At 64.3% G+C, this 24,353-nt stretch carries 24 protein-coding genes; 10 read left to right on the top strand and 14 right to left on the bottom strand.

Annotation, left to right across the window (positions count from 1 at the left end):
* Window positions 1–9: 9 nt before the first annotated feature.
* From AC1DXN_RS22400 to AC1DXN_RS22415, 4 genes are all read right to left on the bottom strand, one after another.
* Window positions 10–1,083 (bottom strand): ABC transporter ATP-binding protein, encoded by a 1,074-nt coding sequence (locus tag AC1DXN_RS22400; protein WP_477271142.1) that lies wholly within the window; start codon window positions 1,081–1,083, stop codon window positions 10–12.
* A complete protein-coding gene (locus AC1DXN_RS22405; RefSeq protein WP_477248623.1) occupies window positions 1,080–1,874 on the bottom strand; it encodes an ABC transporter permease in 795 nt (264 codons plus the stop codon). The genes AC1DXN_RS22400 and AC1DXN_RS22405 overlap by 4 nt, the downstream gene beginning before the upstream one ends.
* Complete coding sequence (locus tag AC1DXN_RS22410; protein WP_477248716.1) at window positions 1,867–2,709, bottom strand: ABC transporter permease; 843 nt, start codon at window positions 2,707–2,709, stop codon at window positions 1,867–1,869. Before AC1DXN_RS22410 ends, AC1DXN_RS22405 begins: the two co-directional genes overlap by 8 nt.
* 104 nt (window positions 2,710–2,813) lie before the next feature.
* Window positions 2,814–3,878, bottom strand: a complete 1,065-nt coding sequence (locus tag AC1DXN_RS22415; protein ID WP_477271144.1) for a polyamine ABC transporter substrate-binding protein — start codon at window positions 3,876–3,878, stop codon at window positions 2,814–2,816.
* Window positions 3,879–4,114: 236 nt separating this feature from the next.
* Here AC1DXN_RS22415 and AC1DXN_RS22420 point away from each other — a divergent pair, with 236 nt between their 5' ends.
* The 5 genes from AC1DXN_RS22420 to ggt are packed head-to-tail and all read left to right on the top strand — an operon-like array spanning window position 4,115 to window position 10,668.
* Complete coding sequence (locus AC1DXN_RS22420) at window positions 4,115–5,053, top strand: GntR family transcriptional regulator (RefSeq protein WP_477271146.1); 939 nt, start codon at window positions 4,115–4,117, stop codon at window positions 5,051–5,053.
* Window positions 5,054–5,063: 10 nt separating this feature from the next.
* Window positions 5,064–6,347, top strand: coding sequence for a glycosyltransferase (locus AC1DXN_RS22425; protein WP_477271147.1), 1,284 nt, complete (start codon window positions 5,064–5,066; stop codon window positions 6,345–6,347).
* 5 nt (window positions 6,348–6,352) lie between these two features.
* Window positions 6,353–7,738 (top strand): glutamine synthetase family protein, encoded by a 1,386-nt coding sequence (locus AC1DXN_RS22430; RefSeq protein WP_477271149.1) that lies wholly within the window; start codon window positions 6,353–6,355, stop codon window positions 7,736–7,738.
* Window positions 7,739–7,740: 2 nt separating this feature from the next.
* Window positions 7,741–9,042 (top strand): NAD(P)/FAD-dependent oxidoreductase, encoded by a 1,302-nt coding sequence (locus AC1DXN_RS22435; RefSeq protein ID WP_477271151.1) that lies wholly within the window; start codon window positions 7,741–7,743, stop codon window positions 9,040–9,042.
* A 39-nt stretch (window positions 9,043–9,081) separates the two neighbouring features.
* Entirely contained in the window at window positions 9,082–10,668 is a 1,587-nt protein-coding gene (gene ggt / locus AC1DXN_RS22440) for a gamma-glutamyltransferase (protein WP_477271153.1), read from the top strand.
* Window positions 10,669–10,680: 12 nt separating this feature from the next.
* On the opposite strand, the gene AC1DXN_RS22445 is transcribed toward ggt, so the two are convergent.
* The 5 genes from AC1DXN_RS22445 to AC1DXN_RS22465 form a co-directional block, all read right to left on the bottom strand.
* Complete coding sequence (locus tag AC1DXN_RS22445) at window positions 10,681–10,845, bottom strand: hypothetical protein (RefSeq protein WP_477271155.1); 165 nt, start codon at window positions 10,843–10,845, stop codon at window positions 10,681–10,683.
* The gene (locus AC1DXN_RS22450; protein ID WP_477271157.1) at window positions 10,842–11,897 is read right to left on the bottom strand and encodes an ABC transporter ATP-binding protein; all 1,056 of its coding nucleotides are present in this window, start codon (window positions 11,895–11,897) and stop codon (window positions 10,842–10,844) included. The genes AC1DXN_RS22445 and AC1DXN_RS22450 overlap by 4 nt, the downstream gene beginning before the upstream one ends.
* An 11-nt stretch (window positions 11,898–11,908) precedes the next feature.
* Window positions 11,909–12,742: a carbohydrate ABC transporter permease gene (locus AC1DXN_RS22455; protein ID WP_477248631.1), complete on the bottom strand. Its 834-nt coding sequence runs from the start codon at window positions 12,740–12,742 to the stop codon at window positions 11,909–11,911.
* Between the two features lie 10 nt (window positions 12,743–12,752).
* Complete coding sequence (locus tag AC1DXN_RS22460; protein WP_477271159.1) at window positions 12,753–13,652, bottom strand: carbohydrate ABC transporter permease; 900 nt, start codon at window positions 13,650–13,652, stop codon at window positions 12,753–12,755.
* Between the two features lie 96 nt (window positions 13,653–13,748).
* The gene (locus AC1DXN_RS22465; protein WP_477271161.1) at window positions 13,749–15,131 is read right to left on the bottom strand and encodes an ABC transporter substrate-binding protein; all 1,383 of its coding nucleotides are present in this window, start codon (window positions 15,129–15,131) and stop codon (window positions 13,749–13,751) included.
* Between the two features lie 145 nt (window positions 15,132–15,276).
* Here AC1DXN_RS22465 and AC1DXN_RS22470 point away from each other — a divergent pair, with 145 nt between their 5' ends.
* From AC1DXN_RS22470 to AC1DXN_RS22490, 5 genes are read left to right on the top strand one after another with little or no spacing between them, the layout of a single operon-like run.
* Window positions 15,277–15,954 carry a 4-hydroxythreonine-4-phosphate dehydrogenase gene (locus tag AC1DXN_RS22470; protein ID WP_477271163.1) on the top strand — a complete coding sequence of 226 codons (678 nt, stop codon included), beginning with the start codon at window positions 15,277–15,279 and terminating at the stop codon, window positions 15,952–15,954.
* Window positions 15,955–15,960: 6 nt separating this feature from the next.
* The gene (locus tag AC1DXN_RS22475; RefSeq protein ID WP_477421662.1) at window positions 15,961–17,415 is read left to right on the top strand and encodes a xylulokinase; all 1,455 of its coding nucleotides are present in this window, start codon (window positions 15,961–15,963) and stop codon (window positions 17,413–17,415) included.
* Between the two features lie 15 nt (window positions 17,416–17,430).
* Complete coding sequence (locus AC1DXN_RS22480) at window positions 17,431–18,723, top strand: iron-containing alcohol dehydrogenase (protein ID WP_477421664.1); 1,293 nt, start codon at window positions 17,431–17,433, stop codon at window positions 18,721–18,723.
* 7 nt (window positions 18,724–18,730) lie between these two features.
* Window positions 18,731–19,534 (top strand): HAD-IIB family hydrolase, encoded by an 804-nt coding sequence (locus tag AC1DXN_RS22485; protein WP_477248717.1) that lies wholly within the window; start codon window positions 18,731–18,733, stop codon window positions 19,532–19,534.
* A gap of 2 nt (window positions 19,535–19,536) precedes the next feature.
* Entirely contained in the window at window positions 19,537–20,319 is a 783-nt protein-coding gene (locus tag AC1DXN_RS22490; RefSeq protein ID WP_477271167.1) for a DeoR/GlpR family DNA-binding transcription regulator, read from the top strand.
* 62 nt (window positions 20,320–20,381) lie between these two features.
* On the opposite strand, the gene AC1DXN_RS22495 is transcribed toward AC1DXN_RS22490, so the two are convergent.
* The 5 genes from AC1DXN_RS22495 to AC1DXN_RS22515 are packed head-to-tail and all read right to left on the bottom strand — an operon-like array spanning window position 20,382 to window position 24,304.
* The gene (locus AC1DXN_RS22495; RefSeq protein WP_477271169.1) at window positions 20,382–20,888 is read right to left on the bottom strand and encodes an L-2-amino-thiazoline-4-carboxylic acid hydrolase; all 507 of its coding nucleotides are present in this window, start codon (window positions 20,886–20,888) and stop codon (window positions 20,382–20,384) included.
* Window positions 20,885–21,667, bottom strand: a complete 783-nt coding sequence (locus AC1DXN_RS22500) for an ABC transporter ATP-binding protein (RefSeq protein ID WP_477271171.1) — start codon at window positions 21,665–21,667, stop codon at window positions 20,885–20,887. The genes AC1DXN_RS22495 and AC1DXN_RS22500 overlap by 4 nt, the downstream gene beginning before the upstream one ends.
* Window positions 21,664–22,494, bottom strand: coding sequence for an ABC transporter ATP-binding protein (locus AC1DXN_RS22505; RefSeq protein ID WP_477271173.1), 831 nt, complete (start codon window positions 22,492–22,494; stop codon window positions 21,664–21,666). Before AC1DXN_RS22505 ends, AC1DXN_RS22500 begins: the two co-directional genes overlap by 4 nt.
* Complete coding sequence (locus AC1DXN_RS22510; RefSeq protein ID WP_477271175.1) at window positions 22,491–23,321, bottom strand: ABC transporter permease; 831 nt, start codon at window positions 23,319–23,321, stop codon at window positions 22,491–22,493. Before AC1DXN_RS22510 ends, AC1DXN_RS22505 begins: the two co-directional genes overlap by 4 nt.
* Entirely contained in the window at window positions 23,318–24,304 is a 987-nt protein-coding gene (locus tag AC1DXN_RS22515; protein WP_477271177.1) for an ABC transporter permease, read from the bottom strand. Before AC1DXN_RS22515 ends, AC1DXN_RS22510 begins: the two co-directional genes overlap by 4 nt.
* Between the last annotated feature and the right edge of the window lie 49 nt (window positions 24,305–24,353).

Genomic DNA, 24,353 nt, shown 5'->3' on the forward strand with positions numbered 1-24,353 from the left:
CTCCTTCAATCACTCTGCGAAAATTCTGACGTCGGCGGCGTCCCAGCCGAGTTCGACAGCGTCGCCTGATGAAACCGGCCGGCGGTCGGCGGCGTCAGCGGTGACGCGCACCAGGAATGGTTTTGGCGACAAAGCGGTGCGGACATGCAGTTGCAGGTCGAGCCCGTGGTAGGCGAGCGCCTCAACGGTGCCGGCAACACGGTTGACTGTCTCAACTGACGGAAACAGCCGGATACGTTCGGGCCGCACCGACGCGACCGCAGCGGCGCCCGGCGAAAGCGTGGCGGGAAGTTTGCCAGCGATCCGTGCACCGTTGGCCGCCACCACGCCGTCAGCCGTGGCCTTGCCCGGAACAAAATTCATCACGCCGATGAAGTCGGCAACGAAACGGTCTGCCGGATGTTCGTAGATCGCGTGTGGCGTATCGCATTGCAGCAGTCTGCCGTCTTTCAACACCGCCATGCGGTCGGCCATGACGAGCGACTCCTCCTGGTCATGGGTGACGATGACGAAGGTGATGCCGACCTCGTGCTGCAGGCGCTTCAACTCAAGCTGCATGGCGCCGCGTAGTTTCTTGTCGAGCGCGCCGAGCGGCTCGTCGAGCAGCAGCAGCCGCGGCCGCTTGACCAAGGCCCGGGCGAGCGCAACGCGCTGCTTCTGGCCGCCCGACAATTGCTCCGGCTTGCGATCGGCGAAGGCGACGAGTTCGGTGGTCGCCAGGATGGCGTCGACACGGGAGCGGATTTCGCTGGTCGGCAAGCGCTCCATTTCGAGGCCGTAGGACACATTGGCCCTGACGCTCATATGCGGAAACAGCGCGTAGGATTGGAACATCAGATTGACCGGCCGCTTGTTGGGCGGGATTTTCGCGATGTCCCTGCCATCGAGCAGGATGCGCCCGTCATTGGGCGTCTCGAAGCCGGCCAGCATGCGCAACAGCGTGGTCTTGCCGCAGCCGGACGGACCGAGCAGCGCGAAGAACTCGTTCTCGCGGATGTCGAGCGAAATGCCGTCGACCGCGGTGACGCGGCCGAAATTCTTCGACACATGATCGATGGCCAGCAGCGTACGCGGTTCGCTCATTGGCCGATGATCCCACGGTTGAGCCGCTGCGACAGGGTCAGCGCGGTGATCGAGACAGCCATGACGATGGTCGCCAGCGCGTTGATCTCCGGCGTGATGCCGAAGCGGATCATCGCGTAGATCTGCATCGGCAGCGTGGTCGAGGTGCGCCCGGCGCCGGCGGTGAAGAAAGCGATGATGAACTCGTCGACCGACAGCGTGAAGGCGAGCAGCGCGCCGGCGATCACCGCCGGCAGGATGACCGGCAAGGTGACGCGCCTAAAGGTGGTGATGGCGGAGGCGCCGAGATCGGCGGAGGCCTCGACGATCGACCAGTCGAAACTCTTCAGCCGCGCGCGCACCACCGAGCAGACGAAGGCGAGGTTGAAGACGACATGCGCGAGGATGATGGTGTGCAGGCCCATGGTGATGTTGAGCATCGAGAAGAACGAGAGCAGCGCGATCGCCAGCACGATGTCGGGAATGATCATCGGCGCGAAGATCAGTGCTTCCAGTCCTTTGCCGTACTGCCGGCGCATCTCGACGCCGATCGCCAGCAGCGTGCCGAGCAAGGTGGCGATGGCGGTCGAGACCAGCGCCACGATCAGCGTGTTCAGTGCAGCGGAGAGGATCGCGGAATTGCCGGCGAGCGAGACATACCATTTCAGCGAAAACCCGGACCATGCGGTCGGCAGCCCGCCCTCGTTGAACGACAGCGCCACCAGCACGGCGATCGGGATGTAGAGGAAGGCGAAGACGAGGCCGAGCACCAGCCAGAGCGTGCGCCGCGTAGCGGGGGAGCGCTCAGCCATCGGCGTCGCCCCCGGCTTGCGCGGTTTGGCCCGAGGCGCGATTGGCGGCCAGCGCCTGCGCCATCAGCACCAGCAGCATGATGGCGATCAGCGCCATGGCGAGTGCGGCGCCGAAAGGCCAGTCATTGGCGGTGAGGAACTGGTCGTAGACGAGGTTGCCGATCATCTGGAAGCGGCCGCCGCCGAGCAGCGCCGGGGTGACGAAATTGCCGATCGACAGTACGAAGACGAAGACGGCGCCGGCGGCGATGCCGGGCACGGTCAGCGGCAGGATGACACGGCGAAATGTGGTTGTGGCCGAGGCGCCGAGGTCGCGCGAGGCTTCGGCCAATTCCGGGTTGAGCCGCGACAGCGGCGCGTAGCAGGCGAGGATGACGAAGGGCAGATAGTTGTAGACGAGGCCGGCGATGACAGCGCCTTCGGTATAGAGCATCGACGGCGGCTCGCCGGTGTAGCCAAACCAGCGCAAGAGCTGGGTGATCAGGCCCTCGCGGTTGAGCAGCACGATCCAGGCATAGGTGCGGATCAGATAGTTGGACCAGAAGGGCAGCACGGCGAAGAACAGGAACACCGGCTGCAGCCGGCGGGGCGCAGCCGCGATGGCATAAGCCGCGGCGTAACCGATCACCACCGCGATCAGGGTTGCGGTGCCGGCAATGCGCGCCGAGTTCAAGAAGATGCCGGCATAGAGCGGGTCGAAGACCAGCCCGAAATTCTCCAGCGTGAAGGTGTATTCGATGCCGCCATAGATGCCGCGCCGGAAGAAGGCGAGCGCCAGCACCAGCGCGCATGGCACCACCATCAAGGCGGTCAGCCAGGCCAGTGCCGGCGCCATCAGCAAGGAGGAGCGAAGTCTGGTTGAGGACACGATTGGGGTACCGCATTCAGCAGCCGACGGCGGAAATCCGCCGTCGGTTGTGATCTCTGATTTGCCGCGGCTTACTGCGCGGCCTTGATCTCGCTGACGATCTTGGAATAGTCGCGCTGGGCTTCGCCGACGTCACGCAATTGTTCGAACTTGACGAGGTCGGCCACCGGCATCGCCATGTTGGGGAACTTGGCCAGGAAATCGGCCGGCAGGCTTTCCATCGCCGGCTTGTTCGGCACCTTGTAGTCGATGTTCTGCGCAGCCCAGGCGTGGTTCTTGGCGTCGAGCATGAAGTTGATGAACTGGAAGGCGGCGTCCTTGTGCTCGGAAGCCTTCATCACCACCATCGTGTCGACCCACAGGTCCGAGCCTTCCTTCGGAATCACATATTTGATCTCGGGCTTGTCGGCGATGCCGTAGTTGCACCAGCCGTCCCAGGCCTGCACCATCAACGCTTCGCCTGACACCAGCTTCGAATAGAAGGTGGTGTCGTCATAGGCGAGCAAGGTCTTCTTGGCGGAGATCAGCAGGTCCTTGACCTCGGCCATCTTGGCCGGATCGGTCTCGTTGACCGAATAGCCCTTGTCGAGCTGGCCGGCGGCCAGCAGCCAGCGATCGGTCGCCAGCATGGTGGTCTTGCCCTTGAGGTCGTCGGAGGGAGCCAGCAGATCGCTCCAGCTGGTTGGCGCCACCTTCACCAGATCCGAGCGGTAACAGAGGCCGGTGGTGCCCCAGGTGTAGGGCACCGAAAAAGCATTGCCGACATCGTGCGGCAGCTTGGTCGCCTCCGGATAGAGGTTGGCAAGGTTGGGGACCTTGGCGTGGTCGATCGGCTCGGTCAGGCCGAGCTTGTTCAGCACCTCGGCGAAGGGCGAGGAGACGAAGACGACGTCATAGCCCTTGCCGCCGGCGGCAATGAGCTTGCCCATGATCTCTTCGTTGGTGGCGTGCACCACGACTTCGCCGGAAACACCGGTGGCGGTCTTGAAGGCGGCCATGGCATCGGGCGCCATATAGCCATCCCAGTTGGAGATGACGAGGTCGGCCGCAGTGGCTGGCGCCGACAGCGCCAGGCCAAGGCCAAGCGCGATTGAAGACATCTTCAGCGAACGGTGCCGCAGAAAAGTGGCGGTCATGACAGACTCCCATTCCGGTTGATCGTCGAATTTCTTTCGTCGGACCGGCGTTTGCGGCCCGTGCCGCTGCCTCGATCCAGTTCCCCGGTCTTTATCGCCGATTGAGCTGACAGTACTATTGCAGAAAAAAGTACGTCAATCCATAATCTGACAAACGACCAAGGAATCTGGCTGATTGCGTCGGCGACGGCGATCGTCCAAACCTTGGCCGTCACGTCCGTTCCCCGAGACCAGTCATGCAAGCCGCAGCCCGACGCCCCCGCACCAACCATCTCGATCTGGCACAGCGCATCCTGGATGTCGCCCGGCAGCGCGGCTTTGGGCCTGGTGCGCATTTGCCGGAACAGCAGATCGCCTCGCTCTGCAATGTCTCGCGGACGCCCGTGCGAGCGGCGTTGCGCCTGCTCACCGAACAGGGCGTGGTGCGCTGGGAGGCCGAAACCGGCTACCGCCTGGCCGTCGATCTTGCCGCGCAGGCGGCGATCGCAAGGGAATTGCCTGTTACCGAGGAGGATGAGCTTACCGAAGCGATCCTGCGCGACCGGTCAGCACGACGGCTCGATCAGACGGTGACCGTCGGCGGGCTGATGAAGCGGTACAACTCCGAACGCAAGACGGTACTAAAAGCGCTTCAGAGACTGACGGAGGAGAATCTTCTGGACCGCGCGCCGGGGCAATCCTGGCTTTTCCGGCGGGCACCGGACGATCCCGAGGCGCAAGGCGAAAGCTACGAGTTCCGTCTGCTGCTGGAGCCTGCCGCCATTGTGGCGCCCGGCTTTCGGCTGGATGGTGCGCGTGCGGCAGCGCTGCGGCAGGGCATGGAAGCGCTGGCGGCACTGCCTGATGCGGCGTTCGACGGCAGAGAGTTCCAGCGGCTGGACATCGAATTTCACGGCATGATCGCCGATGGCGCCGGCAACCGCTTCGTCACCGATGCGCTGTCCGATCATCTCAGGCTGCGCCGGCTGCCGGGCACCTATGCCGGCGTCAACGTCTTCCGGCTGAAGCAGTCGCTGCGCGAGCACCTGACGATACTCGACCATCTCGAAAGCCGGCAGTATGAGGTTGCCGCCGATCTGCTTCGCGTGCATCTGCGCTTGTCGCGCAGCCAGCGCCCGCAGGCGGCCAGTCGCGGGGCTCCCGCATTGTTCGGCATGATCAGCCGGCCGGATTGATGAGGACGAGTTGACGCGCAAAGCCAGCCCGACCATCGCGCTGTTTCCCGAAGCGAGTTTTGGCGCGGCGTTGAATTGCGTTGGCATCGCGCAAGCCTTGCGCGCCCGCGGCGCGCGGCCGGTTTTCATCTGCCATGCCGGCTTCTCCGGCGTCTTTGCCGATTACGGTTTTCAGGAATACCAGTTGCCGACCGACGATCCGCTGAGCGACAGCGAGCGGCAGAGCTATTGGCAAGCCTTCGTGCGCCGGCATTTGCCGCATTTCAGGCTGAGCCCGATCGACCAGCTTGAAACCTATGTCGCGCCGACCTGGGAGGCGATCGTCGACACCGCGGTCAGTGCCGAGGTGCCGCTGCGACAGCTGCTGGCGCGGCTGAAGCCGGACGCGGTGGTGCTCGACAACGTCATCATGTTTCCGGCCTTGGCCGCCGCCGGCTGTCCGTGGGTGCGTGTCGTCTCCTGCGCCGAGACCGAACTTCCCGACGCAAAAGTCCCTCCGTATCTCTCGGGACTTGGCACTGACGACCCGCAACGCGCGGCGTTCGAGGCTCGGTATCTTTCGGCCTCGGCACCAGCACATGACCGCTTCAACCGCTTCCGGGTCGATTCCGGCCTTGCGCCGCTGCCGAAGGGATTGTTCCTCGAAACCTCGCCCGACCTCAATCTGCTGCTGACACCGACGATCGTGCGCCGCCAGCGCGCCGAACCGCTCGACCCCTCCCGCTTCATCTATCTCGAGGGCTGCGTGCGTTCGGAAGGGCCATTCGAGGTGCCGGTGTTTCCGCGCAAGGGTGGGCCGCTGGTCTATGTCAGCTTCGGCAGCCTGGGCGCCATGGATGTCGGGCTGATCGAGCGGATGCTTGCCGTTTTCGACAGGCTGCCGGCGCGCTTCATCGTCAATGTCGGTGGCCTGCGCGACGCCTATCGCGCGGTTCCCGACAATGTCTATCTCGATGCCTGGTTTCCGCAGCCCTCGGTGGTGGCGAAATCCGACCTGTTCATCCATCACGGCGGCAACAACAGTTTTTGCGAAGCGCTGCGCTTCGGCGTGCCGTCACTGATCATGCCCTATTGCTGGGACGGGCACGACAATGCGCGCCGCGCGCGAGAGACCGGCGTAGGCGACCATATCGGCCGTGACGCCTGGACCGAAGGAGGATTGGAGAGAGCCATTCTCGGCCTGCTGGCCGACGATGCGATGCGCGCCCGCCTGAAGGAGAATGCAGCCGAGATGGCGCTGAAACCCGGAACGGATGTGGCCGCTGAAGCCATTCTTTCTCTTGTACGGACATGACCAAAATGCCTGAAGACCACACAATCAATTTTCCGCCTATGGGCGGTACTATCGACCCGAAAAGCTGGCTGGCCGCGCATGCGATCAGCGAAGTCGAGTGCCTGGTGCCCGACTTGAATGGCGTTTTGCGCGGCAAAGCCTTGCCGGCTGCCAAATTCCTCAAGGCGCTGGAAGACCGCGCGCTCTATCTGCCGAGCAGCGCCTTTCTGGTCAGCATCGATGGCCGCTATTCCGGTTCGATCGACGAAGGTTTTGCTTATGCGGATCCGGACATGCGCATGGCGCCTGATGTGTCGACGCTCTGCCTGGCGCCCGGCGGCGGTGCTGGCAAGGCCTACGTCTTTGCCGATGCATTCCACATGGACGACCGGCGGTGGATGGCCTCGCCGCGTCATGTGCTGCGGGCCGTGCTCGATCTCTACCGCCAGCGCGGCTGGCGGGCAGTGGTGGCGCCGGAGCTCGAATTCTATCTCACCGCGCCCAATCCCGATCCCGACCGGCCGTTGACCGCACCGATCGGGGGCAATGGCCGCACGGAGACTGTGCAGCATCCCTATGACATGGCCGCACTCGAGGAGTTCGAGCCGGTGATCCGGCGAATCTATGACTATGCCGCTGCCGCCGGCCTGCCGCTCGACACGCTGATCCATGAATCGGGCACGGCGCAGCTGGAAATCAACTTCCTGCATGGCGACGCGCTACCGCTGGCCGACAAGGTGCTGCTGTTCAAGCGATTGACGCGCCAGGCCGCGCAGCAGAGCGGCATGCATGCGACCTTCATGGCGAAGCCCATCGCCGCGCAGGCCGGCAGCTCGATGCATCTGCACATGTCGGTCATCGACGAGGCCGGCAATACGCTGTTTGCCGGCAGCGATGATGCGGATACCGAGATGTTTGGGCATTTCATCGGCGGGCTGCAGAAATATGTCCCGGAAATCATGCCGCTGTTTGCGCCGAACGTGAACTCGTTCCGCCGGATAAGGCCGAACCACAGCGCGCCGGCCAACATCGAATGGTCGCATGACAATCGTTCTTGTGGTTTGCGCGTGCCGGCCGGCGGTCGGGCGGCGCGGCGAATTGAGAACCGGCTGCCCGGTGCGGATTCCAATCCCTATCTGGCCATCGCCGGCTCGCTGCTCGCGGGTTATCTCGGCGTGGAACAGAAGCTGGCGCGGTCGGCCGAGGCGTCGGGCAATGCCTACAAGATCAAAAGCACACTGCCGAAAACCATGGAGGAGGCGCTCGATCGGTTCACCGCTTGCGACCCGGTGCGGGCGCTGCTCGGCGAGGATTTCTTCCAGTCCTATCTGCGCGTCAAGAGCGTCGAACTCGACCTGTTCCAGAGCGTGGTGACGAGCTGGGAACGCGACCACCTGCTGCTGAAGGTGTGATCATGGCCTCCAGTTCAACGGGTTTCAATTCTGGTCTCGATATCGGCAAATCCTACTATGTCGCGACAGCCAATCCGGCGCCGGACCATCCGGCGCTGGTGGGAGATGTCGACGCTGACCTGGTGGTGGTCGGCGGCGGCTGCACCGGCCTGTCCGCCGCCCTTCACGCCGCCGAGCGCGGCCTGAAAGTGGTGCTGCTCGAAGGCGGCAAGATCGGCTGGGGGGCGTCGGGCCGCAATGGCGGTCAGATGATCCCCGGCCTGCGCAAGGGCGCCAAGGGGCTGGTCAAGCTCTATGGCTCGGAGCGTGCAAAGGCGCTGTTCGATCTCGCCTTCGAGGCACGCGGGCTGGTGCTCGACGTCATCGAGCGCCATGGCATCGATTGCGATCTCAGGCCGACCGGACATCTGGTCGGTGCGGTCAACGGTTCTGACCTCAAAGACTTGGAGGACGAGGCCAGGTGCCTCGAGAGCGTGATGAAATTCCGTGACGTCGAGATCCTGTCGGCAGCGCAGGCACGCAGCAAGGTCGACACGCCCTATCATGGCGCCATGTATGAGCCGCTTGGCGGCCATATGCATCCGCTGAACTACACGCTTGGGCTTGCCCGCGCGGCCGTGGCCGCTGGTGTCGTCATCCACGAGAATTCGGTGGCAGTGAAGCTGGAGCGCGAACCTTCGATCCGGGTCTCGACGGCAAAGGGTTCGGTCCGCGCAAAACATGTCGTGCTGGCGGGCGATGCGCTGCTCAACGGACTGGAGCCGCGCGTCAACAGCCGCATCATGCCGGTTGGCAACTACATCGTCGCCACCGAGCCGCTCGAGGGCAAACGCAACGTTATTCCGGCCAATGTCGCGGTGTCCGACACACGCTTCGTCGTCAACTACTACCGGATGTCGGCGGATGGGCGCCTGCTGTTCGGTGGCGGCGAACGCTACACGCCGTCGCCGCCGGCCGACATTGCCGGCTTCGTGCGGCCGCATATGGAAGCCACATTTCCGCAACTGAAGGGCTGTCGCATCGACCACGCCTGGGGTGGGCTGGTTTCGGTGACGACGTCGCGGCTGCCGCATGTTGGGCACTATGGCGAGGTCTATTTCGCGCATGGCTATTCCGGCAAGGGCGTCATCCTGTCGACGCTGTCGGGCAAGCTGCTGGCCGAAGCGATCACCGGCGATGCGTCGCGGCTCGACCTGTTCTCGACGCTCACGCCCATGCCGTTCCCCGGCGGCACGGCGCTGCGCGGTCCGCTCTATGTGCTCGGCATGCTGTGGTACGCGATGCGCGACCGTATCAAGCATTGACGTTACTGTTGGCGGGCGGGGACCATCGGAGGCGATTGCATGCGTGATTTTCAATTCCCCGGACGGTCGCCGGTGCGCGCGACGGAAGCGATGGCGGCGACATCGCATCCGCTGGCGACACTGGCGGCGATCGACATGCTGCGCTCCGGCGGCAACGCGATGGATGCGGCTGTCTGCGCGGCAGCGGTACAAGCGGTCGTCGAGCCGCAATCGACAGGCATCGGTGGCGACTGCTTTGTCCTTTATTGCCCGAAAGGCGAGGGTGAGGTTCTGGCCTTCAACGGTTCGGGCCGCGCACCCGCTGCGGCGACGGCCGAATGGTATTTGGGCAAGGGGTATGATGGATTGCCCGAGACCGGCCCGCATGCGGTCACCGTGCCCGGCGCCATCGACGCCTGGTGCCGGCTGCTCGACGATCATGGCAGGAAGGGCATCGACGCCGCGTTGGCGCCCGCCATACGCTATGCCGAACAGGGCTATATCGTTCACGACCGCGTCGCCGTCGATTGGGCTGACGAGGTCGCCCTGCTCGCCGCCGACGAACATGCCGCGCGGATCTTCCTGCCGAACGGCCGGGCTCCGCAGGCCGGTGACCTGCACCGACAACCCGAGCTGGCGGAAACCTTGCGTATCGTCTCGAGGCAGGGACGCGCCGGTTTCTATGAAGGCGCGGTCGCGGATGACTTGGTGGCGCGTCTTGGCGCGCTTGGCGGGCTGCACGCACTTGAGGATTTCGCGGCAACCAAAGGTGACTATGTCAAGGCTGTGAGCACGTCCTATCGTGGCTACGACATCCATCAGATGCCGCCGAACAATCAGGGCATGACGGCGCTGATCATGCTCAATGTGCTTTCCGGCTTTGCGCTCGGCTCGCTGGAGTCGAACGGCGCCGAGCGGCTGCATCTTGAGATCGAAGCCGGCCGGCTCGCCTATCAGGACCGCGACAATTTCATAGGCGACCAGAATTTCGTCCATGTCCCGGTGGAGCAGTTGCTGTCGAGCGCTCGTGCCGACCGGCTGCGCGCCGCCATCGATCCGGTGCGCGCGATGACGCATCTGCCCCGGCTTGAACTGCAGCCGAGCGATACGGTCTACATCTCCGTGGTCGATCGCGATCGCAATGCGGTCAGCTTCATTAACTCGACTTTCGGCTCGTTCGGCAGCGGCGTGGTCGGGCCGAAGACCGGGGTGGTGCTGCAGAATCGCGGCAAGAGCTTCCAGCTGGCAGCGGACCACCCGAACCGCATCGCGCCGGGAAAACGTCCCATGCACACCATCATGCCGGGCATGGTGACAAAAAACGGCCGGGCGGTGATGCCGTTCGGGGTGATGGGCGGCGGCTACCAGCCGTTCGGCCATGTTCACTTGCTCACCAACATATTCGATTTCGGCATGGATCCGCAGCAGGCACTCGATGCACCACGGGTGTTTTACAAAGACAATGCAGTGCTGGCGGAGCGTGGCATTCCGACTGACGCGATCGCCGGCTTGCGCCAGCGGGGCCATCAGGTATCGATTGCGGAAGAGCCGCATGGCGGCGGCCAATTGGTGCTGATCGACTGGGACAAGGGAACGCTCACCGGCGCCTCCGATCCGCGCAAGGACGGCTGCGCGCTGGGCTACTGACAAGGCGTAGATTTAGAACCAGATCAGCCAGACGAGTTGCAGGATGACCAGCGCGATGGCGTCCCAGAAAATCAGCTCGCCTGTCGAGAACCAGCGCCTCGAATTGTTGAAGCGGTAGAACAGCCACCAGACGGAAGCTGCGGCAACCAGTGGGACAAACGCAAGCAGCGTGCTCACGGCAGGCGCGCTCCCGACGCTGCGTCGAAGACGTGCAGCGCCGCCGCGGGAAAGCGCAGATGCAGCGTCTGGCCGGGATCGTAGGCGCGATCGTCGTTGACGGTCCTGACGATCAGGGAGTCGGCCTTGCTCTTGGCGAAGATCAGCACATCCGGCTCGACCAGTTCGACGACATCGACGGCGAAGTTGATGGCGTCGCTTACCGAGGCGTCGACGAGCTGAATCTGCTCCGGACGGATGCCAAGCACCATCGGACCATCCGGCCGACCTGGCAAGGGGCAGGAAAAACCGTCGGCGTGAAAGATGCCGCCACGCACATGGCCGTCAAAGGTGTTCATCGCCGGGCGGCCGATGAATTCGGCGATAAAGCGATTGGCAGGCCGACGATAGATTTCGCGCGGATCGTCGAACTGGATCAGCGCGCCCTCGCGCAGCACCGCGACCCTTGTCGCCAAGGTCATCGCCTCTTCCTGGTCGTGGGTGACGAAGACGAAGGTTTTCTTCAACTCGCGATGCAGCCGCTTCAGCTCGGTGCGCATGTGAAGGCGCAGCAACGCGTCGAGGTTGGAAAGCGGCTCGTCCATCAGGCACAGGCTGGGCTGCCAGACCAGCGCACGGGCAACCGCAACGCGCTGCGCCTGTCCGCCTGACAGTTGCGACGGGCGACGGTCGAGGTAACGGGTGATTTCGAGCAGCTCAGCCATGGCGCGCACGCTGCGGTCGAGCTCGGCGGCCGGCATTTTCCTTATGCGCAAGGGATAGGCGATGTTCTCGTAGACGCTCTTGTGGCTGTAGAGCGCGTAGTTCTGGAACACCATGCCCATGCCGCGCAGGCGTGGCGGCAGGTCGGTGACATCACGGCCCTCGACCATGATGCGGCCGGCTGTCGGACGTTCGAGGCCGGCGAGCAGCCGGCAGGCCGTCGTCTTGCCGGATCCCGAGGGGCCGAGCAGGACAAGGAATTCGCCCGGCTCGAAAGCGAGGTCCAGCGCCTGCAGCGCCACCGTCCCGTCCGGGAAGGCCTTGGTGACGCCATCGAAAACAATCGCCATGCAAACTCCGTTCAGCCCTTGACCGCGCCGAAGGTGAGACCGCGCACGAGCTGTTTCTGGACAAGGAAAGTGAAGAGGACGATTGGCAGCGTCGCCACGATGGCAACCGCCGCGACCTGGCCCCAAAGCGTGCCGTGCGGCGTCACCAGTCCCGGTATGCCGACGGTCAGCGGACGGCCATCGAAGGCGACGAGGATGAAGGCATAGAGGAACTCGTTCCACGACAGGATGAAGCAGAGCACTGCTGTGGCGCCGATGCCGGGTGCGGCCAGGGGCGCGACGACGAAGAAGAAAGCGCCGAGCCGCGAGCGGCCGTCCATCATCGCCGCCTCGTCGATCTCCTTGGGAATTTCGGCGAAGAAGCCACGCATCATCCAGACGACCAGAGAGAGGTTGAAGGACGTGTGGGCGATCACCACGGCATAGATGGTGTCGATCAGGCCAAGCGAGGTGAAGAACAGGAACAGCGGCACGGCGATCGAGATCGGCGGCGCCATGCGCGTGGTCAGGAAGAAGAAGAACAGGTCTTCCTTGCCGGGAAAGTCGGAACGGGCAAAGCCATAGGCGGCCGGCGCGCCGATGAGGATGCAGAGCACGGTCGATGACACCGAGATCAGCACCGAGTTGATGGCCAGCGGCCAGTATTCCTTGTCGATGAAGACGGCCGGATAGTTGGAGAGCGTCGGCGAAAAGATCCATTTCGGCACCGACGACAATAGGTCGACGCGGTTCTTGAACGAGGCCAGCACCATCCAGACGTAAGGCGTGAGCGCCACCACCACGGCAACCAGCAGCACCGCCCAGGCAAAGCTCTTCCAGGCGCGGCTGGTGGATTGATCGATCATCGACGCGCCCTCAAAACGCAGCCGCCGGCTTGCTGCCCGTCCAGTAGACGGCCTTGTAGAAGACCGAGCACAGGATCAGCACCACCAGATAGATCATGAAGGCGACAGCGGCGCCGTAGCCGAGGTCCCAGTTGCGGAAGTTGACGCGGTAGGCGTAGATCGACACCAGTTCGGTCAACGTTCCTGGACCGCCGCCGGTCATCAAAAACACCTTGTCGAATTCCTTGAAGGCGTCGATGCCGCGCAGCAGCAGCACCAGGGCGATGACGGGCCGCAGCAGCGGCAGCATGACATCGCGAAAGATCTGGAACGGTTTGGCGCCGTCCATCATCGCCGCCTCGAACGGTGCTCGCGGCAGGCTCATCATGCCGGCCAGCATGATCAGCGTGACGAAGGGCGTCCACTGCCAGACATCGATGGCGACGATGGTCGGGAAGACCAGATCCGGGGCCGAAAGCACCGCCGCGTTCTGCGCCAACAGGCCGATCTTGCGCATATAGAAAGTCAGCATGCCGAAATCGCCCTGCAAGAGCAGGCGCCAGATCAGCCCGACGGCAACCGGCGCGATCATCATCGGGATGAGCAGCAGCGTGGTCAAAAGCCGCTGGCTGGCGACGAAGCGAAAGATCAGGAAGGCGAGCGCGAAGCCGATCAGGAATTCGAGCAGCACGGCGATGACGACGAATTTCAGCGTCAGCAGGAACGACGCCCAGAAGAACGGATCGTTGCGCATCAGCTTGCGGAAATTGTCGAAGCCGATGAAGGCGCCGGAATGGCTCGCATCGGCGAAGCTGAGATCGGTCAGCGCCGTATAGACCATGTAATAGAACGGGCCGACCAGGAAGACGACGACCAGCAGCGCCGCCGGCAGCATCAGCAGCGGCCCCACACCACGGTCAAGGAGTGGCATTCCGCGGGACGATGGAGTGCGGTTGGTCACGGRCAATTCCTGGGTACAAGAACGGCTACCCGCTGCTGCGGGTAGCCTCTGCGCGACGCTTGGGGCCTATCGTGCCGGATAGGTCATTGGTGCGCAAGAACCGAGCAGCGTCGAGATGTCGGTCGCCGCCGTGTCGAGTGCCGCCTGGGCTTCCTTTTCACCGGCGAGGTAGGACGAGAGTTCGCGCACCAGAATGTCGGTCATCTCGGCCGATTGCGGCAGCGTCGCCTTTGGCACGGCATGTTCGTTGGCCGCCATCGAGGCCTTGGCGTAGGGCAGCTTCTGCACCTCCGGCGAGGCATAAACATCGGGCCGGCCCGAAGCGCCGCCATTGAGATGCTGTTCGAGCTGGCGGTCGTAGCCCATCATCCACTGGACGAAGAGGAAGGCCGCCTGCGGGTTCTTCGAATAGACCGGGATGAGGTAGGTCCAGCCCTCGACCTGGCCGATCTTGCCGCCATCGCCTTGCGGCACGAGGTCGAAGCCGACCTTGCCGACGACGGTCGAGGCCGTTGTGTCGACCGACACGGCATAGGTGGCGTCGTTCCACATGATCAGCTCGGCGACCTTGGCCTGCTGCATCAGCGCCATGACGTCGTCCCAGAAATAGTTGAGGCTGTCCGGCGGCGAGAACTGCAGCAGGCTTTTGTAGTATTCGAGCGAGGCGACGGCCTTCGGGCTGTTGACGATAACCGGGCCGCAGGCCGAGCCGCTCTTCACGTCGAGCACGTCGCCGCCGAAGGAATAGAGGAAGTTGAGCCACTCGTACCACAGCGCCTCGTGGCGCTTGCCCTGCAAGGCGGTGCCGTAGAAGCCCTGGTCGGGGCGATAGAACCATTCGGCGATGTCGCGGTATTGCTTCCAGTCCTGGGCAGGGGCGAGGTCATAGCCGTATTTGGCCTTGAAGCCGGCCTGTTCCTTGGGATCGGCCAGCAGGTCCGAGCGATACCACATGAACATGTTGAGCACGGTGAAGGGGAAGCCGTACTCCTTGCCGTCATACCAGGAGATTTCGTGCCAGGCGGTCTGGTAGAGTTGCTTTTCCGGCTCGAAGGTCGGATCGCGCAGCACCGGATCGGCCATCATCTTGGAGATTTCAATGAGATGGTTGTTGGTGGCGAATTTGCCGAGTTCGCGGTGCGGCTGGATGATGACATCGTAGCGGCCGCGATGTGAATTGAGATCGAGCTGGACCTTGTTGACGGCCTCCGAATGCTCGTACATCTCCACTTCGACATGGATGCCGGTCTGTTTCTCGAATTGCGGCGCCATCTTCTTCAGCGCTTCAAGCGGCGGCAGCGACTCGCCGACCATGCGGATGGTCTGCCCGCTGTAAGGCTTTGACGCCTCTTCCAAACTCCACGCCGCCGCTTGTGGGACTTGCCACAAAAGGGCGGCGGCAACGAGCAGTCCGGATGCGGTACTCCCGCGTGTCAGCAACTTGAGCATTCTTCTCTCTCCTCGGAGCGTGCCTGGCGAAGCTGGCGCCCGTTCTGTCACAAAATGTGTAGTACTGCAAATCAAAATGTGGCACCTTGCAACAATTGGATGGGTGATGCTAGCCGGCTCTCCACCTGCGGCAAGGGATTTTGGAATGGACTTCATCTTCATGCTGACGCGCAACGATCGCACGGTCGAGGACTGTCTCGATCTCGTCGAGTTGATCGAGCCGGTCGGCCTGAAGCATGTCGGCTTCAAGGATATCGGCGTTGCGCCGGAGGTGCTGAAGACGCTGGCCGGCGCCATCCACCGGACCGGCGCGACCTCTTACATGGAAGTCGTTTCGACGACGCCCGAGGCCTGCCTGAACTCGGCGCGCATCGCCCGTGATCTCGGCATCCAACGGTTGCTGGGCGGCACGCAGGTCGACGAGATCATGCAGCTGCTCAATGGCAGCGACACGCAATACTACCCGTTTCCGGGCAAGCCGGTCGGCCACCCGACCAAGCTCGGCGGCTCCGCCGCCGATGTCGAGGCCGATTGCCGTTCCTTCGCCGAAAAAGGTTGTGCCGGATGCGATATCCTCGCCTACCGCGCCACCGAGGCCGATCCGATCGAGCTGGTTCGCGCCGCCCGCCGCGGGCTTGGCCAGGCCGCGCATCTCATCGTTGCCGGCGCCGTTGCCTCGGCCGAGCGAATCAAGGCGATCAAGCAGGCTGGTGCCGATGCCTTCACCATCGGCACCGCGGTTTTCGACGGTTCCTATTCGCCGACGAAAGGTTCTATCCTTTCGCAGCTGCGGGATGTCCTCGCGGATTGCGAACGCGTTTGAGGCATCATGGCAGTCGTCGGCATCGATCTCGGCACACAGAGCCTGAAAGCAGTCGTCGTCGACGACGATTTGCGGCTGCGTGGCGAGGCAAGCGTGCCCTACTTCCCGGTCTTCCCGGCGCCGGGCTGGGCCGAGCAGGATCCGGCGCTGTGGCTCGCTGCCTTGAAGCCCGCCATTGCCGATGCGCTTGGCAAGGCCGGGCTTAACGCTACCGACGTTAGGGGTATGGCCATCGCCGGCCAGCTCGACGGCTGTATTGCGGTCRACCGCAACGGCCGTGCGCTGGCACCCTGCATCATCTGGATGGATCGCCGGGCAGGGGCGGAAACCGCGGGCATCGATGCCGGCTTCATTCGCGAACGCACCGGTCTTGTCCTCGACGCCACGCATATGGCGGCCAAGATCCGCTGGGCCTCGCGCAACCTGCCGGAAGCGCGCCACGCAGTGCGCTGGCACCAGCCGGTGTCGTTTGTGGTCGGAGCCTTGTGTGGCCGCGCCGTCATCGACCACGCGCTGGCTTCGACGACCATGCTCTATGGGCTGAAGGAGCGGGCCTATGCCGGCGATCTGCTGGCCGCGTTCGACATCGATGTGACAAGGCTGCCGGAGATCGACAACGCGTCGGCGATCGCGGGAACTTTGACGCGCGCCGGCGCGGAGCTGACCGGGCTTCCCCTGGGGATACCGCTGGCGGTCGGCACTGGCGACGACTTTTCCGCCGCTATCGGCGCCGGCGTTGTCGTGCCGGGGGTCGTCGCCTGCAATCTCGGCACTGCCGAAGTGGTCGGCGCGATATCCGATGCGCTTCGCATCGACCCGAACGGTCTGGTCGAAACACACGGCTTCCTCGGCGACCGCTATTTCGTCTCCAATCCAGGATGGCTTTCCGGCGGCGCGGTGACGTGGTTCCTGTCGACCTTCGGCGTCAGCTCGCCGGCGGCGATGTCGGAACTGGCGTCGACGGTTGTGGCCGGCAGTGACGATCTCCTGTTCCTGCCGGCACTGTCCGGCGCCATGGCGCCGCGCTGGATCGCCGGCGCGCGAGGCGCCTTCTATGGGCTGACCTCCTTCCATGGCAGGGCGGCTTGTGCGCGCGCGGTTCTCGAAGGCTGCGCCTTCGCCATGCGCGACGTGGTCGACCGGCTGAGCGACCTCGGCATCGCGACCCGGCGCATCAGGCTTTCCGGCGGCGGCGCACGCAGCCGCGTATGGGCGCAAATCCGCGCCGATGTCAGCGGCAGGCCGGTGGAAGTCACCAGCGCCGTCGATGCCTCGCCGATCGGGGCGGCAATCCTGGCCGCCACTGCCATCGGCCTCTCCACCTCGGTGCAGGAAGCCGCCGAAAGGCTGGCCGGCCGCATCGAGACAATCGACCCAGACCCCGTAGCCGGGGAAATCTACGACAGAAGCTACCGGCGCTATCGAACGCTGTTCGACGCGCTGGCACCACTCCACGACTGACCGGACGACATCCTCATGTCCAGACTAATGCTCGATCGCCTCATCGCCGGCACGCTGCCTGATCCGGATGGCGGCGGCATGCTGTCGGTGCCGTTGAAAACCATCGTCATCGGCCGCGGCCTTGGCGACGAGGCCGACACGCTGGTGGCGCCGCTGCCGCTCGGCCGCAAGCTCGCCGTCGTCATGGATCCCGATACAAGGCTGGCGCTGGGCGAAAGGGTGTCGATCGCACTGCGCGGCACGGGCGATGTCGACAAGATCATCCTGCCGCGCCATCCGCATCCCGACATGGAGGCGGTTCGATCGGTCATCGCCCGCACGCAAAACGCCRGCGGCCTCGTTGCGGTCGGGTCGGGCTCGATCAACGACATCACCAAATATGCCGCGCATCTCTCCAAGAAACCCTATGCGGTGTTTGGCACCGCGCCGTCGATGAACGGCTACACATCGGTCTCGGCGGCGATCACCGAGGACGGCCTGAAGAAGTCGCTGACAGCGACGTTGCCGGTCGGCGTCTTCCTCGATCTCGACGTGATGGCGCGGGCGCCGCACCGGCTGATCGCCGCCGGTTTCGGCGATTCGATGGCCCGGCCAACCGCCCAGACCGATTGGCTGATGGCGCATCTGTTGATCGGCACGCCGTACCGCGAGGCGCCGTTCATGCTTCTGGCGGAAGATGAGAAGGCGCTCATCGCAAAGGCCGGCGATCTCAGGACAGGCGATCTCGCAGCGATGGAAGTGCTAGTGCGCACGCTCGTCATGTCGGGCCTCGGCATGACGCTGTGCGGCGGCTCCTATCCGGCCAGCCAGGGCGAGCATCTCATCGCGCATTACATCGACATGCGCGGCCAGGGATTGCCGGAGGCGCATCACGGCGAACACATCGCGGTGACGACGCTGACCATGGCACGGCTGCAGGAGCGGGTGCTGGCCCTACCCGAACTGCTGCTGTCGCCGACATCCGACACGCCGGATCGCTTCACTGCGATTTTTGGAGAGGCGCTCGGACGCTCCTGCTGGGCTGCGTTCAAGCCCAAGGTTTTCGACCGGGAAAGGACGGACGTTATCAACGCCATGCTGGCCAGGCATTGGCCGTCGCATCGTGAAAGGCTCACCAAGGCGGCGCGGCCAGCGCGTGAGATCGCGCAGGCCCTGCTTGCGGTGGGTGCACCGACCACGCCCGAGGATGTGGCGATACCGCCTGCGTTCTACGACGAGGCGGTCGCCAATGCGCGGCTGATCCGTGACCGGTTCACCATGCTCGATGTTGCGGCGGCGTCGCTCGCGCCAGTGCCGGCAGGGGCCTGAGCGGGTGCTGCGCCCGCTCGCGGATTTCACGGTTGAGGACCGGCGCAAGATCACAGTCGTGCTCACCGACATCGACGACACGCTGACCGACAAGGGCCGGCTGCCGGCCATAGCTTATACGGCGCTGGAGCGGCTGAAGCAGGCGGGCTTCATCGTTGCCCCGGTCACGGGCCGGCCGGCCGGCTGGTGCGACCTGATCGCACGGCAATGGCCCGTGGACGGCGTGATCGGCGAGAACGGCGCTTTCTACTTTCGCTACGACGACGCCAGGAAGCGGATCGTTCGCCACTACGCCAAAAATGCCACCGAGCGGCATGCCGATGCCGCAAAGCTTCGGCAGATCGAGCGGGAGGTGCTCGCGGAAATTCCAGGCGCCGCGGTGGCGGCCGATCAAGCCTATCGCGAGGCCGATCTGGCGATCGATTTCCGTGAGGATGTGCAGCCACTTCACAAGTCCGAGGTGCTGAGGATCGTCGACATCTTCAGGCGCCATGGCGCGACGGCAAAAATCTCGTCCATCCACGTCAATGGCTGGTTCGGCGGCTATGACAAACTGTCGACAAGCCGGCTATTCTTGCGGGACTGTTTCGGTATAGACATCGACCGCGACAAGGACAGTGTTGTTTTTGTCGGCGACAGTCCAAACGACGCACCGATGTTCGGCTTCTTCCCCAACAGCGTCGGCGTCGCTAATGTTCTCGACTTCGCCGGCGAACTTCCGGCGTCGCCCGCCTTCGTCACAGGGGGACGCGGCGCGGACGGATTTGCCGAACTTGCGAAGGCGCTGATTGCAGTGAAGGAACGGGAATAGCCATGGAGCCAGGCCGACTGACGAAGAAGGAGCGGCACGAGCTCATCCTCTCGGAAGTGCGCCGTTCCGCCTCCATCCGCATCTCAAAGCTGGCCAGACGCATCGGCGTCGCCGGCGAAACGATCCGCCGCGATCTGATCGAACTGGGCGAGGCCGGGCTTCTCAACCGCACCTATGGTGGCGCGACGATCTCTCTGGTGACGTCGGAGCCGGTGATTTCCGAGCGTGGCCTGACCATGGTCGAGGAACGGGCGCGGATCGGGCGCGGCGCGGCAAGCCTGGTCGAGAAAGGCCAGATCGTGATGATCGACGGCGGCTCGACCACCTATGAGGTGGCGCGCAACCTTTCCCAGTTGAAGCGGGATTTGATCATCATCACCAACTCGACCGGTGTGGCATCGGTGGCCGGCGCCAATCCGACCTTTCGCGTCATCCTGTGCCCGGGCACCTATGACAGCCGCGAAGGCAGCGTGCTGGGCGAAGACACGGTCGAGTTCGTCAACCGCTACAATGCCGACGTCGCCATCATCGGCGCGTCCGGTGTGACCGCGGATGGCCCGAGCGACATGATCTCCGGTGCGGCGGCGGTCAAGCGCGCGATGATGTCGCGATCGCTGTCGACGGTCCTGGTGGTGACCAACGACAAGTTCGGCCGCGCCAGCCTCGAGCGCGTCTGCGCGCTACGCGACATTTCCGACATCGTCACCGACCGCGAACCGCAGGCCGAATTGCGTGCGGCCAGCGAAGAGGCCGGAACGGAAATCCACGTTTTCGCGGCCAGCTGATCGAGTCTTTGTTTGAGCATGATCTTCTCCGAAAACCGGCTTCCACTTTTCGGGATCATGCTCTAGCCGACATCCCGGTTCGTCAGCGCAATATGGCAGCAGCCGGAGCCATGGCCCGGCGTCCAGGTGACATTGTCGAAGCGTACGCTGGTCGCCTCGAACAAGCCGCGGTCGAAGGCGCCGGCAATGCGGCAGAGCGTGGCGAGTTTCTTGTCGCCGACACCAGCCTCGACCCAGGCATCCTTCAGCGGGCAGCGCTTGACCTTGAAGGCAATGCGCTCGTCGCTGCGTTCGACATCGGTCGGATACATGCGGCCGCCATCCGGGCTGATGGCCAGAAACGCCTCGCCTATGGCGCGGGCGTCGTTGGGACCGAAGGCGGCGAAGGCGGCGGCCGCCACCTCTTTGCCGCGCTGCTCGATGGTGCGGATCATGATCGCCTCGGCCTTTTCGGCGCCGAGTTCTTCCGTCAGTTCATCGAGGAACAGGCGATAGAGGTCAGCGCGGTTGCGGAAGGCAGAATCAAGTTCGCGCGACAGTTTCTCGGCCCTGGCTTCGAGGTCGGTCATGATGCGTCCTGGCTTCTTTTCAATTTCGCGGCTGCCGCCACCAGCGCTTTGCCGATCGCCGATTGCGGTGCTTCGATCACGGCACGCGCGTCGCCGCTCTCGGCAATGCGGCCGGCGTCGAGGATGACGATGCGATGGGCGATCGCTCTGATAACGCCAAGATCATGCGAAATGAACAGATAGGCGATGCGTTCCTCACGCTGCAGGTCAAGCAGCAACTCCAGGATCTGTCCACGCACCGATACATCAAGCGCCGACACGGCTTCATCGAGCACGATCAGCGACGGCTTTGTCGCAATGGCGCGGGCTATGGTGACGCGCTGGCGCTGGCCGCCGGAGATCTCATGGATGGCGCGAGGGGCGAGGTCGGCGGTCAGGCCGACGCGGTCCAACAGAGCGGCGATGCGGCGCGGGCGCTCGGCCCGAGGAGCGATGCCATGGATGCGCAAGGGATCGTCGAGCACACGCGCCACGGTGGCGCGCGGATTGAAGGCGGCAAGCGGATCCTGGAACACCATCTGCAGACGGGCACGCCGCGCGCGCAAGGCTGCGCCGTTCAAGGCCAGGAAATCGCTACCCTCGAATTCGATGTGACCGGTATCAGGCTCGATCAACCGCAGCACCAGGCGCGCGATGGTCGACTTGCCGCTGCCGGAAGGCCCGGCCAGAGCCAGGGTCTCACCGGGTTCGATGTGGAAGGAGACATCATCGACCGCGGCGATCGATTTGCCGCTGCGATGGTATCGTTTGGCGAGATTGGAAACCGTCAGCAGGCTCATGCCGGGAGCCTGACTGTTCGACCAAGCAGCGGCTCGGCATCGAGGCCGAGATTGGCATCCAGCAATGAACGCGTATAGGCGTGGCGCGGCGCGTTGACGATCTGCGTCATTGCACCGATCTCGACCAGTTCGCCGTGCCGAAATACCGCAATGTGCTCGGCAAGCTCGGCGGCCAGCGCGATGTCATGGGTGATGAACAGCAGCGTCATGCCGTCCTCGGCCACCAGTCGCCGGATGAGTGCTGCGATCTCGGCCTGGACGATGGTGTCGAGCGCGCTGGTTGCCTCGTCGGCGATCAGGAGTTTCGGGACTGCCGCAATCGCGGCGGCGATCGCCACACGCTGCTGCTGGCCGCCGGACAGCTGATGCGGGAAGGCGCGCATGGCGGCGCCTGGATCAGGCAAGCGGACACGGGCGAGCAGGGTTTTGGCTTTGGCGAAGGCTTCTCCCCAACCGAGGCCGAGATGGGTGTGGGCGACCTCGGCGATCTGTTTGCCAATCGGCATGACGGGATCGAGGCTGGCCGAAGGGTCCTGGAAGACGAAGCCGATATCGCGACCGGGGAGGGGGACGAATTTAGGTTGGCGATCCTTCGACGATTGAAAATCCATCGCCGGCCATTCGATGCGCCCTCCGATTATGGAGGAAGCTGGCAACAACCCCGCAATCGCCAGCGCCAGCGTGCTCTTGCCCGAGCCGCTCTCGCCGATGATGGCGAGACGCTCTCCTGCAACAACATCAAGGCTGATCCCTCTCAGCGCCGTCACCGCGCTGCCATCGCGCCGATAGGTCACCGTCAGGTCGCGGATGGAAAGCAGCGCCGTCACGACAGGCTCCTTCGCACCGCTGTCGTCTCGACGACGCCTTCGCCGGCGAGATAGACGCCGAGCACCGTCAGCACGAGCGCAATGCCCGGAATGATCGACAGGAAGGGCGCAGTGCGCAGGACAGCGCGGCCCTCGGCGATCATGCCGCCCCAGGTGACGCGATTGGGGTCGCCGAGGCCGAGGAAGGAAAGTGCCGCTTCGGTGAGGATGGCTGCGGCGACGATCACCGAGGACAGCGCCAGCACCGGCGGCAATGCGTTGGGCAGCACCTCGCGAAAGGCGATCTCCAGTGGATGCATGCCGATGACGCGGGCACCGGCTACAAAATCTCGCTCGCGGATCGACAGCACTTCAGCGCGCGCGACACGCGCCGGTCCGGTCCAGGCGCTGAGCGCGATGGCCACGACGACGACGCCGAGCGACGGCCCGACGACACTGACGAAGGCCAGCGCCAAAAGGAAGCTCGGCACGGTCTGAAAAGCGTCGGTGATGCGCATCAGCACCTCGTCGACGAGACCGCCGGCAAAGCCGGCCAGCGTGCCGACAACAGCGCCGATAAAGAGGGATGCAGCTGCCGCCGCCAGCCCGACCGCCAGCGAGGTGCGGGCGCCATGGAAAAGCTCGGCCAGCACATCGCGGCCGAGCCGGTCGGTGCCGAGCGGCAGCGACCAATCCTGGAACGGCGGCAGCAGCGCCGGTCCGGCAATGGCTTGCGGGTCACCGGGAAAAAACAGCGACGCCGACAGTGCTATGGCGAACAGCGCGGCGAGGATGATGGCGCCGGCAACGGCCTCCGGGGTGCGCAGAAAGCGGCGGAGCGGGCTCACGCGCCGGCCTCGCTGGCGCCGACGCGCGGATCGAGGACGGCGTAGGCGATGTCGACGAGAAGGTTGATGACGATGACCAGCACAGCGCTGACGAGAATGATGCCGAGCAGCAATGGGGTGTCGCGCGCGGCTACCGCTTCCTGCGCCAGCCGGCCGAGGCCGGGCACGGCAAAGACGCTTTCGATGACGACTGAGCCGCCCAGCATCTGCGCCGACTGCAGGCCCAGCATGGTGACCAGTGGCAACAGCGCGTTGCGGGCGACGTGGGCGAGCACGATGCGGCGGCGCGACAGCCCCTTGGCGCGAGCGGCCAGGACAAAATCCTGCCGCCAGACCTCGGCCATGCCGGCGCGCATCATGCGCAGATAGAGCGCCAGGTAGATGAAGCCGAGTGCTGACACCGGCAGGACGAGATGGGTGGCGATGTCTGCGGCGCGGGCAAGCCCGGTCTTGTTCGAGGCGATGCTTTCGATGCCGCCGATCGGAAACCAGCGCAGGTCGACGGCAAAGACGACGATCAGCACCAGTCCGAGCCAGAAGCCCGGCACGGCATAGAGCGCCAGTGAGCCGATCGACAGGAAACGGTCGCGAAAACTTCCGGGTCTGGCGCCGGCATAAATGCCGAGCGCCGAGCCGAGGCCGAAGGAAAGCGCGGTGGCGCTGCCCATGAGAAGCAGGGTGTTGGGCAGGCGCTTGAGGATGACGTCGCGGATCGGTCGTGAGAAGGTCACGGACTGGCCGAGATCGAGATGCAGCAGCGCCCAGAGATAGTTGGCAAGACGCGTCAGTTCCGACTGGTCGAGGCCCCAGCGATGACGAAGCAGTTCGATCATGCCGGCATCGCCGCCGGTCGAGACGATATAGGCGTCGACCGCGTCGCCGGGTGCCAGTTCGAGCAGCAGGAAGGTGCCGATGATGACGATCGCCAGCACGAAGATGCTGCCGACGAGACGGCGACGGAGGAGGGTGAGGGCGCGGGTCATGGCGTAAGGACGCCGGTGGCGGGCATTTGGGGGCGCGCTCTACGGCGCC

The organism is Mesorhizobium sp. P2_H9, from assembly GCF_056403215.1.

Excerpts from the sequence above, each read along its gene's own strand:
- AC1DXN_RS22400 (WP_477271142.1), bottom strand. The coding sequence starts at position 1,083 with ATGAGCGAACCGCGTACGCTGCTGGCCATCGATCATGTGTCGAAGAAT.
- AC1DXN_RS22405 (WP_477248623.1), bottom strand. The coding sequence starts at position 1,874 with ATGGCTGAGCGCTCCCCCGCTACGCGGCGCACGCTCTGGCTGGTGCTC.
- AC1DXN_RS22410 (WP_477248716.1), bottom strand. The coding sequence starts at position 2,709 with ATGGCGCCGGCACTGGCCTGGCTGACCGCCTTGATGGTGGTGCCATGC.
- AC1DXN_RS22415 (WP_477271144.1), bottom strand. The coding sequence starts at position 3,878 with ATGACCGCCACTTTTCTGCGGCACCGTTCGCTGAAGATGTCTTCAATC.
- AC1DXN_RS22420 (WP_477271146.1), top strand. The coding sequence starts at position 4,115 with ATGCAAGCCGCAGCCCGACGCCCCCGCACCAACCATCTCGATCTGGCA.
- AC1DXN_RS22430 (WP_477271149.1), top strand. The coding sequence starts at position 6,353 with ATGCCTGAAGACCACACAATCAATTTTCCGCCTATGGGCGGTACTATC.
- AC1DXN_RS22435 (WP_477271151.1), top strand. The coding sequence starts at position 7,741 with ATGGCCTCCAGTTCAACGGGTTTCAATTCTGGTCTCGATATCGGCAAA.
- ggt (WP_477271153.1), top strand. The coding sequence starts at position 9,082 with ATGCGTGATTTTCAATTCCCCGGACGGTCGCCGGTGCGCGCGACGGAA.
- AC1DXN_RS22450 (WP_477271157.1), bottom strand. The coding sequence starts at position 11,897 with ATGGCGATTGTTTTCGATGGCGTCACCAAGGCCTTCCCGGACGGGACG.
- AC1DXN_RS22455 (WP_477248631.1), bottom strand. The coding sequence starts at position 12,742 with ATGATCGATCAATCCACCAGCCGCGCCTGGAAGAGCTTTGCCTGGGCG.
- AC1DXN_RS22460 (WP_477271159.1), bottom strand. The coding sequence starts at position 13,652 with ATGCCACTCCTTGACCGTGGTGTGGGGCCGCTGCTGATGCTGCCGGCG.
- AC1DXN_RS22465 (WP_477271161.1), bottom strand. The coding sequence starts at position 15,131 with ATGCTCAAGTTGCTGACACGCGGGAGTACCGCATCCGGACTGCTCGTT.
- AC1DXN_RS22470 (WP_477271163.1), top strand. The coding sequence starts at position 15,277 with ATGGACTTCATCTTCATGCTGACGCGCAACGATCGCACGGTCGAGGAC.
- AC1DXN_RS22490 (WP_477271167.1), top strand. The coding sequence starts at position 19,537 with ATGGAGCCAGGCCGACTGACGAAGAAGGAGCGGCACGAGCTCATCCTC.
- AC1DXN_RS22495 (WP_477271169.1), bottom strand. The coding sequence starts at position 20,888 with ATGACCGACCTCGAAGCCAGGGCCGAGAAACTGTCGCGCGAACTTGAT.
- AC1DXN_RS22500 (WP_477271171.1), bottom strand. The coding sequence starts at position 21,667 with ATGAGCCTGCTGACGGTTTCCAATCTCGCCAAACGATACCATCGCAGC.
- AC1DXN_RS22515 (WP_477271177.1), bottom strand. The coding sequence starts at position 24,304 with ATGACCCGCGCCCTCACCCTCCTCCGTCGCCGTCTCGTCGGCAGCATC.